Source organism: Arthrobacter sp. zg-Y1116, assembly GCF_024385485.1.
GTDB lineage: Bacteria > Actinomycetota > Actinomycetes > Actinomycetales > Micrococcaceae > Arthrobacter_B.
The window spans coordinates 640,185-653,516 of sequence record NZ_JANFLR010000004.1; the positions used below are offsets into that span (position 1 = coordinate 640,185).

Consider the following 13,332-nt stretch of genomic DNA (forward strand, 5'->3'; position numbering starts at 1 on the left):
CACGGGGGAGCAGGTGCAATGCGCCGGCGGCACGCCCGCAGCCCCGTTCCGAGGTGCAGGCGCGGCCAGGCACCCTGTCCGCCGACAACGACGTTGGGGGATCAGGAAGATGAGTGCTTTCACCACAAAAACAACAAGTTCCGCATTGCGGGCCGGATCCCGGCGGGCAGGAGCCGCAGGCGCGGGTCTGGCGCTGGCCCTGGTCCTCACCGGCTGCGGAGGAGGCGATGAGCCTGCTGCCCGCGACGGCGGAGCGGCCGCGACCGGAACCGGCGCAGGAGCACTCAGCGGTGCGGAGCTGGCCGCCGTCCTGAGCGAGGTTAACACCGATCTGGACATCGGCGGCACGGTGCTGGAAGAGGCCCAGCTGAAGCAGAACACGGCCCGGAGCGTGGAGGCCATGAAGGGTGTCGAGTACAGCCCCTGCAACCCGACCGAGGGCATCGATCCGACGAAGGCTCTCCGCGAGGCCAGTATGGGTGCCTTGGCTATCGAGGGCAACGCGCCGGGCATGCCGGACACCATCTCCGTTATCAGCTGGTCCAGTGAAGAGGCCGTTGCGGAAGAATCCAAGATGAGTAAGCGGCAGTTCGCGTCCTGCCCCGAGTACAGCTTGACCGCCAACGGGCGGACGGTTTCCCTGGCTGGTGAAGCGCTTGACATGCCTACCGTCGGCGACGCGTCGCAGGCATACGTCACCCGCCAGACCGCCAACGGCACCACGCAGACGTCAGTGGTACTGACCGCTTGGTCCGGGACGAATTCGGTACAGATCACGCTCCACGAGGCAGATCCCCAGGAAAGCATCCGCTACGTCGCGCCGCTCCTCGAGGAGGTACTGGACCGCATTGGGGGCTAGCACCGATTTAGGGTGAGCCGGATCACGTGGTTAGGATTCTCAGCGGGCTTCCTATCCGGAAGCCATGGCCCAATGCCGGCGGCAAAACAAAAGAAATGTTGCCGGATTGCGGCCGGAGAAACATCCAAAATGGGGGAATAGTGAAGAAAACCATTAAGGCCGGCGCCTTGCTCTTAGCCGGCGTCTTTGTACTTTCGGGCTGCGGCAGCTCCGACGGCGATTCGGGATCCGCGGAGGCAGAGTCCTCACCCGCGCCCACGCTGGCAGTCGGCCAGGACCAGTATTCCGCAGATGAGCTGGAAGACGCGTTGGTGGCCGTCACGGAGGACGGGATCCTGACAGGCGACGTTGAAAACGATGCGATGCTGCGGCCCCAGTTCGAGGACGCGTCCTACACGGACATTTCAATTGAGCCGGAAAAATGCGCTGCCCTGCTTTCGTCCACCTTCGACAGGAAAATCCAGGAAGGCAACCTTGCCTTCGGCGGTGTCAACGACTCGGATGTGCTGACACTGGTCAGCTACGACGACGCATCGGTCCTTGAAGAGCAGGTTGAAGGCAGCGAAACGGCAGTCGCCGACTGTGCGCAAATCCAGATGGCCAACGGGGAAGCGGAGCTCGCCGCATCTTTGGAGAAGATTGAGGCCTCAACGGAGGCGCCCACCACCCAGGCATACCGGACGACGATTGACCGAATCGGTTCCGAGGGAACGGCCATCCACGTGATAGGGATCTCGGGCACCGTCCAAGTCAGCGTTTCCCTGTTCGATCCGGCCGACGAGGACGCAGCCATCGCCGACGCGGAGGAAGCCATCGACGCGGTGTACGCCGAGCTCGAATCGAAGTAGCGGCGTGAACGCACACACAACATCAACCGCGGCCGGATCGGCCCGCGGAGCATTTCAAACTGGGGGAAAAGTGAAGAAAACCATTAAGGCCGGCGCCCTGCTCGTAGCCGGTGTCGTTGTACTTTCGGGCTGCGGCAGCTCCGACGGCGATTCGGGATCCGCGTCGGCAGAGTCTTCGCCCACGCCCGCCACGCAGGCGGTCGGGGAGAAGCAGTACACGGCGGATGAGCTGGAAGACGCACTCGCTGCGGTCATGAAGGACAAGAATCTGGACGGCCCGCTCGGCAACGATGAGACGGTGCGCCCGGACATGATGAACGCCGTCGATCCCCTGGAAAACATCACCATAGCGCCGGCGGCCTGCGACGTGCTCGCCTCGACGAACGTCAACAAGGTGCTGGACAACGCCTATATTGCAGTCCTGCTGCTCAATGAGACCGATTCACTGACAGTCGTCAGCCACTCAGACCCGGCTGTCCTGGAAAAGCAGGTCGAGGACAACGACACACTGTTGGACGAATGCGCCCAATACACCATGGAAGGTCCGGGAGGGCAGGCGACGGTGGTCAATGAAGGCATTGACGCGTCGACAGACGCGGATACCACCCAGGCCTTCCACTCGATCACGTCCAACGGAACCATCGAGGAAGGCATCACCCAGGTTGCAGCCGCCAGCGGCACCACGAACATCGCAGCCCGGTTCGTGAACGCTTCCGATCCCGAGGCTTCCGTAGCCGAGGCCGAGGAACTCATCAACGCGGTGTACGCCGAGCTGGAAAAGAAGTAACCGGCACCTCACCCGGCGTTACCCGATTCCGGCGGGGCCGGACCTGCGCTGCAGGTCCGGCCCCGCCGTCGTCGTACGCCTGTCCGGCATCGACAGCCGGGCGCGTTAGATTAGTAGGGCATACATTCTTGAGAGATGCAGCCGACTGGCTGCAGAAACGGATTCCCAGCGTGGTCCTTCGACTTTCCACCCTTTTCCTGCGCACCCTGCGCGAAGACCCGGCCGACGCCGACGTCGCCAGCCACCGGCTCCTTGTCCGTGCCGGCTACATCCGCCGGGCGGCGCCGGGCATCTACTCCTGGCTGCCGCTGGGCCTGCGGGTGCTGGGCAAGGTGGAGAACATCATCCGTGAGGAAATGGCCGCCATCGGCGCCCAGGAAGTGCACTTCCCGGCGCTGCTGCCGCGTGAGCCGTACGAAACCTCCAACCGCTGGACCGAGTACGGAGAGAACCTGTTCCGCCTGCAGGACCGCAAGGGCGCGGACTACCTGCTGGCACCGACCCACGAGGAAATGTTCACCCTCCTGGTCAAGGACCTCTACAACTCCTACAAGGACCTCCCGGTGTCCCTGTTCCAGATCCAGACCAAGTACCGCGACGAGGCACGGCCGCGCGCCGGCCTGCTTCGCGGCCGCGAGTTCATCATGAAGGACTCCTACTCCTTCGACATGGATGACGAAGGCCTGGACGCCAGCTACCAGGCGCACCGCGGGGCCTACCTGCGGATCTTCGAGCGCCTGGGCCTGGAAATCGTCGTCGTCTCGGCTGTCTCCGGCGCCATGGGCGGGTCCAAGAGCGAGGAGTTCCTGCACCCGATGGCCGTGGGTGAAGACACCTACGTGCGCTCGGCGGGCGGTTACGCTGCCAACGTCGAAGCCGTCACCACCGTGGTGCCCGCGGACATCGATTACACCGGCGCGCCGGCAGCCCGTGTGGTGGACACTCCCGACACCCCCACCATCGAATCCCTCGTAAACGACGTCAACGCCCGCTTCCCGCGCGAAGCAGGCGAATGGTCTGCCGCAGACACCCTGAAGAACGTGGTCCTGGCCGTCACCCTGCCCACCGGGGAACGCCGCATTGTGGTTGTGGGCGTGCCCGGCGACCGCGCCGTCGACCTCAAGCGCATTGAAGCCAACATCAGCTCCCATGTAGGAATGGGCGGCGAGCTGGCCGTCGACGCCGCCACGGACGAAGACCTCAAGAAGCACCCCGGCCTGGTCAAGGGGTACATCGGCCCGGGGCTGAGCACCGACGAGCCCGTGCTGGGCACCGAATCCGCCACCGGTCTGCTGTACCTCGTGGATCCCCGCGTGGTCACCGGCACCAGCTGGATCACCGGCGCCAACGAGTCCGGCAAGCACGTCATCGGCCTGGTCGCAGGGCGCGATTTCACCTGGGACGGCACCATTGAGGCCGTTGAGGTCCGCGAAGGCGACGAGGCTCCGGACGGCTCCGGCCCGCTCGAAGCAGCCCGCGGCATCGAAATGGGCCACATCTTCCAGCTCGGCCGCAAGTACGCCGATGCCCTGGGCCTGAAGGTCCTGGACCGCAACGGCAAGCTGGCCACGGTCACCATGGGTTCCTACGGCGTCGGCGTGACCCGCGCGGTCGCTGCCCTTGCCGAATCCCACCATGACGACAAGGGGATCATCTGGCCCCGCGCGGTGGCACCGGCCGATGTGCACGTGGTGGCCACGGGTCGCGGCTCCGAGATTTTCGACGCCGCCGCCCAGCTGTCCGAAGAGCTCGAGGCTGCGGGACTGGAAGTCATCTACGACGACCGTCCCAAGGTATCCCCGGGCGTGAAGTTCGGCGACGCGGAACTGATCGGCGTCCCGACCATCCTGGTGGTCGGCCGCGGGCTGGCGGACGGCGTCGTGGAAATCAAGGACCGTGCCACCGGGAACGCCGAGAACGTTCCTGTTGCCGAAGCGGTGGAGTACGTGCGCCGCGCCGCAGCGCAGTAGCCCTTCGTGGTCTCCGGTCTCGAGGAGGTCACGCTTGCCACCATCGCGCTTGTGGTGGTGGCAGGCCTGGCTGCCGGCTGGGTGGATGCAGTGGTGGGCGGCGGCGGGCTGATCCAGCTTCCCGCGCTCCTCCTCGTACCGGGGATCAGCCCGGTCCAGGCCCTGGCGACCAACAAGATGGGCTCCATTTTCGGCACTACCACCAGTGCCGTGACCTATTACCGGCGGGCCCATCCGGACCTCCGGACGGCGCTGCCGATGGCGGGCATTGCCTTGGCCGGGAGCTTCGGCGGAGCCATCCTGGCCGCCTCGCTCCCGTCGTCGGTCTTCAAACCCATCATCGTGGTGGCGCTTGTGGCGGTGGCGGTGTTCACTGCAACCAAGCCCACCGTCGGCGAGTTGACGAAACTGCGCCACACCGGGCGCCGGCACTACGGCACCGCAGCCGGTATCGGCCTGGTGATCGGCTTCTATGACGGACTGATCGGCCCGGGGACCGGTTCCTTCCTGATCATCGCCATGGTGACCCTCCTCGGGTACAACTTCCTCGCAGCCAGCGCCAAGGCCAAGATCGTGAACATGGCGACCAACCTCGGGGCCCTGGCGTTTTTCCTTCCGAACGGATCGCTGCTCTGGGGGCTGGGACTGGTGCTCGGCTTCGCGAATATGATCGGCGGCTATCTCGGTGCCCGGATGGCGGTCAAGCAGGGCAGCAAGTTCATCCGGATAGTTTTCCTGGTGGTCGTTGCCGCCCTGATCGTCAAGCTTGGCCACGACGTCTGGGTGGAGAACATCCGCGCCTAGGCGGCCGGCAGCTCCTGCACCGGCGGAATGCCCGGATGCCGCCGGCCGGTCAGTGCCGATGCCACCCAGACGGACCGCTGCGCGTCGCCGTGCTGCCCTTCGCGCACGTAATCCAGCGCGTTGGTGACCTCACGCAGGACGCTCCAGTCCAGCGCCGCGTTCCGGTCCAGGCCCGCGGCGGCGCACAGGCCGTCCAGCCGTGCCAGCAGAGCCTCCTCCGGCGCCGAGGCATCCAGATCATGCAGGCGGTTCCACAGCATCGGAGCCACGGCGTACTCGGCCTCGCCGAAGACCGCCTGCGGGTCGATGGCGGCGTAGTCGCCGGGGTGTCCGGGACGGGCCAGGACATTGGCATAGTGCAGGTCCGCGTGGACCAGGACGTCCCGGCCGGACCGCCGTCCCACCGCGCCGCGGGTCTGGCAGACCTCCAGCGCGGCCTCCAGCAGCCAGCGTTCAAACGGACGCCCCAGGGCGTCCCACTCCGCGGGCAGCTCGTCCGAGAGCTGTTCGGCATGCTGGGCCAGGGAGGGGACGGCGGCCCAGTGGGGCGAATCGGATTCCGGCAGGCTCAGCCGGCGTACGAGCGAACCCCAGATCCGCACGGCAGCGTCCATGTCCACGGACAACAGCGTGCGGACGGGGTCGAGGCGTTCCAGGACAAGGCAGGTTCCGGCCGCGTCCCTGTCCAGCAGCCGTACGGCCCCTCTGCCGTCCCAGAGGGCCAGGGCAGCCGTCTCGGCGGCTGCTTCCGGATGCGGAAACGGGAACTTCAACACTGCGGGGTTCCCGTCGGCGGAACGCACGGGCAGCACCAGTGCTCCGTGCCCGTGCCAGGGCGCGGCCCCGGGCGGATCCGGAACGAGCCGGAAAGCGGCCAGGCTGGTCTCCACCAGTCCCGGCAGGCCAGCCAGCCAGGTACGGCCGTCCCGGGTGCCAAGGTAGCGTCGGCGCAGGGCCTCAGGTACGACGACGGCGGGTGCCATGCAGTTCTCCTCGGAGGTGGCGGCTACGGCTGCGGCGGGGATGGCGGCCGCCGGAACGGGGGAGCGGGCGGCGAAGGATCAGTTCCACGGCAGATCCTCCGGGACGGCGTCGAGGCCGGGAGATGCGGGGACGATTTCGGCCTGCAGATACAGTTCCGCTGAGACAGCGGCGAGCCGGTCGATCGCCCAGCCGCGGAGTTCTCCTTCGCTCAACGCCACCAGGTCAGCGTAGACCGCCGGGAACTGCTGTTCCAGTGGGGGCAGGGCGTCGGCAGGATTGCGCAGGAAACCTGCATCCAGGCGGTAGGCGGCCACCGGAGGCACCGCCGGCAGGCACAGGCCGGGCAGGTAGGCCACCGCGTCCGTGCCACGGGATTGATGCGCGGCCATGCGCGTCTGCCACTGCCCACCGCGGGTTGCGGCGGAAGGATCCTGCGCGAGGGCCACCTCATAGGCATAGGCGGCGCCGAATTCCGCGTCAATGGCGGCCTTCAGGGCAGCGGCTGCGTCGGGGGCCGCGGAACCGGCTGCCGCGCTGCCGGAGGGAGTTCCCGCTGCCGTGTCGGCGGTCTTTTCGCCGGTGCCGGCATCCGGACAGTTGGACAACTTCTTCTCCGCTGCCGGCGCTGCGGTTGCTTCGCTTGCGGCAGCCGGATCTCCGGTGTGCGGGCCGTTGGTCTCCGGCAAGGCCAGGCCGTATAGGCCCGCGGTACGAGTGGCCCAGACCTGCTGGGCGGCCCCGGTCGCGGCGAGCAGGCGCGCCGTGCCGGCGTCCGCCCGCCACGCTGCCTGGAGGTTGGCCGTTGCAGACGCCGCCAGTGCCCGCACATAGGGCTCGAGGTCCTTGGCATCCGGTGCCTCGGGAACTGCGGGCGAGCCCGCCCGGTCCTTTCCCGCCGAGCCGGAAACAATGAGCGGTTCCTCGAAGGTGTTCCGGGCAGCGGCCGGTTCCCGGCCGGTGCTGGTCAGAAGGGCAGCCTGAGTGCGCAGCCCCTCGGCCTGGGCCAGGAGTTCGACTGCTTCGGGGTTTTTCCCGGCAGCGGCCAGTGCCCCCGCCTCGGCGGAAAGGGCCCGGGCGCTGGTTCGCGCCTCGGCCAGGGCAATTTCCGAGAAGGAACGGGTGCGCTCCCGGCCGTCCCCGGTACCGGCCACCAGGCCGAAGCTGAGGATCACCGCCCCGAGTGCGAGGAACAACACAAGACGCAGCGTCCCGGCACCCAAACGGCGGAACCGGCGGGCAGGCGCGGGCTCGGGTCCGGGGTTTTCCAGGGGCTCATCCACAACAGTCGATGATGTCACGAACGCGCTCTCATCTGCATCGATGCCTCAAGGACACAGGAATGTCGGTAGTCTAGGACTACAACAACATCTAGTGGGAGGCAGCTATGGCGGTTCGGCCCAACCCCAAAAAAGACACGTCGTCGGATTACCGCAGGAATGCGATGCGTGCAGAAGTAGCCGCGGAGACGCAGCGGCTCAAGAATTACCTGGCCCCCACGGTAGAGATGCAGGATTTGTTCCTCGAGGACATCGAGATCAAGCTGGCAGGTGCCCACCGCACTGTCCACGTCATCGTGGACCTTCCCGAGGACCAGCCCGGAGGCGTCAGCCTGGACAGGATTTCGTCCGCAGCCCAAGTGATTTCCGAAGCCATGGACAACGATCCGGGCGATGACGGACGTCCCTACAACCTCGAGGTTTCGTCCCCCGGGGTTTCCCGTCCCCTCACCGAGCCGCGCCACTGGCGCCGCAACGCAGGCCGGATGGTGTCCGTTTCCGTTGAGCGCGGGGACGACGTGATGGGACGGCTGATCTCCGTCGAAGACGACGGCATTACGTTGATACCGGAACTCCCGGTCAAGAAAGGGATGAAGGCCAAACAGGGGGACCCGGTCCGCCTGGCATTCGCCGACATCCGCAAGGGGCGCGTTGAAGTCGAATTCGCCCACCTTGAAGACGACCCGGTAGGCGAGGACGCCCCGGATGATGAAACCACAGCTGAGGAGGCCTAGATGGAAATAGATATGAGTGCGCTGAGGCTGCTGGAACGCGAACGGGAGATCCCCCTGGATCTGCTGGTGCCGACCATTGAGCAGGCTCTGCTGGTTGCCTACCACAAGACCAACGGCGCCCAGGAGCAGGCGCGGGCGGAACTGGACCGGAAGACCGGTCACGTAACCATCTGGGCTGCTGAGCTCGACGACGACGGATCCACGGTGGGGGAGTTCGACGACACCCCGGCCGGCTTCGGCCGGATCGCCGCCAGCACGGCCCGGCAGATCATCCTGCAGCGCCTGCGCGATGTCGAGGATGACAACATCCTGGGCGAGTTCAAGGGCCGCGAAGGCGAACTGGTCTCCGGCCAGATCCAGCAGGGCAACAACCCGCACATGATCCAGGTGAACCTCGGTTCGGTGGAGGCACTGCTGCCCCCGCCCGAGCAGGTTCCGGGGGAGAAGTACCTCCACGGTTCCCGCCTGCGCGCGTTCGTCGTTGACGTGCGCCGCGGCTTCAAGGGTCCGTCCATCACGCTGTCCCGCTCCCACCCCGGCCTGGTCCGCAAGCTTTTCGAACTCGAAGTTCCGGAAATTGCCGACGGCAGCGTGGAAATCGTGGCGCTGGCACGCGAAGCAGGACACCGTTCCAAGATTGCCGTCAAGGCCAACGTCCCCGGCATCAACGCCAAGGGCGCCTGCATCGGTGAGATGGGCTCCCGCGTGCGTGCGGTCATGAACGAACTGCATGACGAGAAGATCGACATCGTCGACTTCAGCGAGGATCCGGCGACGTTCATCGCCAACTCCCTCTCACCGTCGCGCGTGAACTCCGTGACCATTACGGACGAGGACCTGAGGTCCGCACGCGTTGTGGTTCCCGACTACCAGCTCTCCCTGGCGATCGGCAAGGAAGGCCAGAATGCCCGCCTCGCGGCCAAGCTGACCGGCTGGCGGATCGATATCGTTTCCGACGCGAAGGCCTCCTAGGCTCCGGTGCCGGAAGCGGATGCAGCGCCGGACAAGAAAGGCGCTAGAATGTATAAGGCCGGGTCACCCTCCGCGTCCCATTCATCGGCAGCCGCTTCCGGCGCTGCCGCGGGAAATCGGGTATCCAGGCACGTTCCATTGCGAACGTGCATAGGGTGCAGGAAAAAGGATGACCAAGCTGTTCTGCTGCGGTTGGTCCGTGTCAGCATGGAAGGCGGCAACGCCGTCCGTGTCGACGAGGACCACCGAATGCCTGGAAGGGGTGCCTGGTTGCACCCCGACACGGCATGCCTGAGATTGGCAGTGAAACGTTCGGGCTTTCCGCGGGCCTTTAGGGGTTCCGTGGAAATATCGGACGTTGAACGTTGGTTCAAGGCCCTTGAGGACGTTCCGACCGGGAACGGACTCAAAACCGTCCAACCTGAAAGCGGGTCAGAAATCTGATGGAAACCCGATGAGTACCCAGCGATGAGTACTTTGTTGTGCTCTGCGATGGGCCCCGCTGCAACTGCAGTGGAAGCCCACAGTAAATAGACGGTTCGTACCTGGCTCGGTGCGGACCGAGACAGGAGAAATGTGGCCAAGGTCCGCGTACACGAGCTTGCTAAAGAGCTCGGCATTACCTCGAAGGATGCAGTTGCAAAACTGCAGGAACTGGGCGAATTCGTCCGTTCCGCCTCATCAACTATTGAGGCCCCGGTAGTCAAGAAACTTCGAGGCGCCTTCCCGGCGTCTGAAAACAAGGCTGCTGCTCCCCCGGCAGCCCCCGCCAAGGCTGACGCTTCCGCGTCCAAGCCTTCGGCCCCGTCCCCCAAGCCCGGCTCCGCGAAGCCTGCCCCGGCAGCTCCCGCAGCAGAGCAGCCCGCCGCTCCGGCACCGGCAGCTCCCGCTGAGGCCGCTCCGGCACCGGCAGCGCCGGCTGCACCCGCAGCCGAGGCTCCGGCAGCACCGGCTCCCGCCGCGGAACCCGCTGCACCCGAAGCCGGCAAGGAAGACGCCGCCAAGGCATCCGCCTCTTCGGCACCCCGCCCCGGCGCACCCCGCCCGGGCGGTGGCGGACCCCGCCCCGGCAACAACCCGTTTGCGCCTTCCCAGGGCATGCCGCGTCCGCGTGGCCGCGGCGACGGCGAACGGGGTACCGGCGCACCGCGTCCGGGCAACAACCCCTTCGCTACCTCGCAGGGCATGCCGCGTCCGGGTGGACGCCGCGATGAGGCCGAACGTCCCGGTACGCCGGGTGCCGCAGGCCCCCGTCCCGCAGCCGGTGCAGGTGGACCCCGTCCCGGCGCACCGCGTCCGGGTGCTCCGCGTCCCGGCGCTCCCCGTCCCGGCGCACCGCGTCCGGGCACTCCCCGTCCGGCAGGAGCAGGCGCCGGCGGCGCACGCCCCACACCGGGCATGATGCCCAACCGCACTGAACGTCCCGCAGCTCCGGGCCGTCCCGGTGCAGGCGGCGGACCCCGCCGCGGACCGGGCGGAGCCCCGGGTACCGGCGGCGGCGGCGCCCCGGTTGGCGGCGGCTTCGGCAAGGGCGGCCGCGGACGCGGCGGCACTGCCGGTGCTTTCGGCAAGGGCGGCGCAGGACGCGGCAAGCAGCGCAAGTCGAAGCGGGCCAAGCGGCAGGAACTGGAGCAGATGTCTGCTCCGTCGCTGGGTGGCGTTTCGGTACCCCGCGGCGACGGCAACACCGTTGTCCGTCTGCGCCGCGGTGCGTCCATCACGGACTTCGCCGACAAGATTGAGGCCAACCCCGCAGCACTGGTGACCGTACTGTTCCACCTCGGTGAAATGGCAACGGCCACGCAGTCCCTGGACGAAGAGACGTTCGGCGTACTGGGTACGGAGCTGGGCTACAAGATCCAGGTTGTCTCGCCGGAAGACGAAGAGCGCGAACTGCTGAGCACGTTCGACATCGACTTCGAGGCAGAACTGGAAGCCGAAGGCGACGACCAGCTTGAGGCACGTCCTCCGGTAGTCACCGTCATGGGTCACGTTGACCACGGTAAGACCCGCCTGCTGGACGCCATCCGCAACTCGAACGTTGTGGAAGGCGAACACGGCGGTATCACCCAGCACATCGGTGCCTACCAGATCGCCTTCGATCACGAGGGCATCGAGCGGGCCGTCACCTTCATTGATACTCCGGGCCACGAGGCGTTTACCGCCATGCGTGCCCGTGGTGCCAAGGTCACCGACATTGCGGTCCTGGTTGTTGCAGCCGACGACGGCGTTATGCCGCAGACGGTGGAAGCACTCAACCACGCACAGGCAGCCAACGTGCCGATCGTGGTCGCAGTGAACAAGATCGACAAGGAAGGCGCCAACCCGGAGAAGGTCCGCGGCCAGCTGACCGAATACGGACTGGTTCCCGAAGAATACGGTGGCGACACCATGTTCGTGGAGGTCTCTGCCCGCCAGAACCTCAACATCGACGCCCTGCTCGAGGCCGTTCTGCTTACCGCGGATGCTGCCCTGGACATGCGCGCCAACCCGAACAAGGACGCCCGCGGTATCGCGATCGAAGCCAACCTGGACAAGGGCCGCGGTGCAGTAGCAACTGTGCTGGTCCAGTCCGGAACGCTGAAGGTCGGCGACACCATCGTGGCGGGTACGGCCCACGGCCGTGTCCGTGCCATGTTCGACGAGAACGGCGACAACGTCACCGAAGCCGGACCCTCGCGTCCGGTCCAGGTGCTCGGCCTGTCCAACGTTCCCCGCGCCGGCGACACGTTCTTCGTTACCGACGACGAGCGCACCGCCCGCCAGATCGCTGAAAAGCGTGAGGCTGCGGACCGCAACGCCGCACTGGCCAAGCGCCGCAAGCGCATCAGCCTCGAGGACTTCGACCAGGCCGTTGCTGACGGCAAGGTCGACACCCTCAACCTCATCCTCAAGGGTGACGTTTCCGGTGCAGTCGAAGCCCTGGAAGACTCGCTGCTCAAGATCGACGTCGGCGAAGGCGTGCAGCTGCGCGTCATCCACCGCGGCGTCGGTGCCATCACGCAGAACGACGTCAACCTGGCGACGGTGGACAACGCCGTCATCATCGGCTTCAACGTCAAGCCGGCCGAGCGCGTTGCCGACCTGGCAGAGCGCGAAGGCGTGGACATGCGCTTCTACTCCGTCATCTACGCAGCAATCGATGACATTGAGCTCGCACTCAAGGGCATGCTCAAGCCCGAGTACGAGGAAGTCCAGCTCGGCACCGCCGAGGTCCGCGAAGTCTTCCGTTCTTCCAAGTTCGGAAACATCGCCGGCTCGATCGTCCGCTCCGGTGTTATTCGCCGCAACGCCAAGGCACGGGTCACCCGCGACGGCAAGCTCATCGGTGACAACCTCACCGTGGACTCGCTCAAGCGGTTCAAGGACGACGCCACTGAGGTCCGGACGGACTTCGAATGTGGTATCGGCCTGGGCTCGTTCAACGACGTGCGCGAAGGCGACATCATCGAGACCTTCGAGATGCGCGAGAAGCCGCGCGTCTAATCCGTGGCCGCAGGCCGCCGGGTCTCCCGGCGGCCTGCGGATACATGTTTCCAGTCTTAGTAAGGAGAGGTAATGGCAGATCCAGCACGCGCTGCGAAACTCGCTGACCGTATCAAGGTAGTAGTTGCCCAGGCGCTCGAGCGGCGGATCAAGGATCCCCGGCTGGGATTCGTGACCATCACCGATGCACGGGTCACCAATGATCTGCAGCACGCCACTTTGTACTACACGGTCTTCGGCGACGAAGAGCAGCAGGCAGATACCAAGGCAGCCCTGGAATCCGCACGCGGAATCCTGCGCGCCGAGGTGGGCAAGAACATCACTGTCCGCCTGACCCCCACGCTTGAATTCGTTGCCGACGAGATCCCGGTTAACGCCGGCCACCTCGAGGAACTGATCCGGGCAGCCAAGCAGCGCGACGCCGAACTGGCAGCGCTCAAGGAAGGTGCCAGCTACGCAGGCGACGCCGATCCGTACCGCAAGGACGAAGAGGACTTCGACGAAGACCTCGAATCCGATGCTCCGGTCGACTCGGACGCGAAGTAGGTCCTAGACCCTCAAAAAGGGAGCGGTTCCGTTTTACGGGGCCGCTCCCTTTTTGCTGCCCAACC

The 13,332-nt window shown here is 66.1% G+C and carries 12 protein-coding genes; 10 read left to right on the plus strand and 2 right to left on the minus strand.

What is annotated here, in order from left to right:
* The first annotated feature begins 109 nt into the window (after nt 1–109).
* From NNX34_RS14330 to NNX34_RS14350, 5 genes are all read left to right on the plus strand, one after another.
* The gene (locus NNX34_RS14330; protein WP_255767167.1) at nt 110–859 is read left to right on the plus strand and encodes a hypothetical protein; all 750 of its coding nucleotides are present in this window, start codon (nt 110–112) and stop codon (nt 857–859) included.
* Nucleotides 860–999: 140 nt separating this feature from the next.
* Complete coding sequence (locus NNX34_RS14335) at nt 1,000–1,707, plus strand: hypothetical protein (RefSeq protein WP_255767168.1); 708 nt, start codon at nt 1,000–1,002, stop codon at nt 1,705–1,707.
* A gap of 70 nt (nt 1,708–1,777) precedes the next feature.
* Nucleotides 1,778–2,494, plus strand: a complete 717-nt coding sequence (locus NNX34_RS14340) for a hypothetical protein (RefSeq protein WP_255767169.1) — start codon at nt 1,778–1,780, stop codon at nt 2,492–2,494.
* Nucleotides 2,495–2,664: 170 nt separating this feature from the next.
* On the plus strand, nt 2,665–4,464 hold the full coding sequence (locus NNX34_RS14345; protein ID WP_255767282.1) for a proline--tRNA ligase: 1,800 nt from the start codon (nt 2,665–2,667) through the stop codon (nt 4,462–4,464).
* 6 nt (nt 4,465–4,470) lie between these two features.
* Nucleotides 4,471–5,268 (plus strand): TSUP family transporter, encoded by a 798-nt coding sequence (locus tag NNX34_RS14350; protein WP_227924473.1) that lies wholly within the window; start codon nt 4,471–4,473, stop codon nt 5,266–5,268.
* Here the strand turns inward: NNX34_RS14350 and NNX34_RS14355 are convergent.
* Both NNX34_RS14355 and NNX34_RS16205 read right to left on the minus strand, forming a co-directional pair.
* A complete protein-coding gene (locus NNX34_RS14355; protein ID WP_255767170.1) occupies nt 5,265–6,251 on the minus strand; it encodes an aminoglycoside phosphotransferase family protein in 987 nt (328 codons plus the stop codon). The genes NNX34_RS14350 and NNX34_RS14355 overlap by 4 nt on opposite strands.
* 78 nt (nt 6,252–6,329) lie before the next feature.
* The gene (locus NNX34_RS16205; RefSeq protein WP_255767171.1) at nt 6,330–7,550 is read right to left on the minus strand and encodes a DUF4439 domain-containing protein; all 1,221 of its coding nucleotides are present in this window, start codon (nt 7,548–7,550) and stop codon (nt 6,330–6,332) included.
* Nucleotides 7,551–7,636: 86 nt separating this feature from the next.
* Between NNX34_RS16205 and rimP the strand changes: the two genes are divergently transcribed.
* From rimP to rbfA, 5 genes are all read left to right on the plus strand, one after another.
* On the plus strand, nt 7,637–8,263 hold the full coding sequence (gene rimP / locus NNX34_RS14365) for a ribosome maturation factor RimP (protein WP_370647078.1): 627 nt from the start codon (nt 7,637–7,639) through the stop codon (nt 8,261–8,263).
* Nucleotides 8,264–9,235 (plus strand): transcription termination factor NusA, encoded by a 972-nt coding sequence (gene nusA, locus NNX34_RS14370; RefSeq protein WP_227924477.1) that lies wholly within the window; start codon nt 8,264–8,266, stop codon nt 9,233–9,235.
* 48 nt (nt 9,236–9,283) lie between these two features.
* Nucleotides 9,284–9,679, plus strand: a complete 396-nt coding sequence (locus tag NNX34_RS14375) for a YlxR family protein (RefSeq protein ID WP_227924581.1) — start codon at nt 9,284–9,286, stop codon at nt 9,677–9,679.
* Between the two features lie 132 nt (nt 9,680–9,811).
* Nucleotides 9,812–12,721: a translation initiation factor IF-2 gene (gene infB, locus NNX34_RS14380; RefSeq protein WP_255767173.1), complete on the plus strand. Its 2,910-nt coding sequence runs from the start codon at nt 9,812–9,814 to the stop codon at nt 12,719–12,721.
* Between the two features lie 72 nt (nt 12,722–12,793).
* Complete coding sequence (gene rbfA, locus NNX34_RS14385) at nt 12,794–13,267, plus strand: 30S ribosome-binding factor RbfA (protein WP_255767174.1); 474 nt, start codon at nt 12,794–12,796, stop codon at nt 13,265–13,267.
* Nucleotides 13,268–13,332 lie beyond the last annotated feature (65 nt).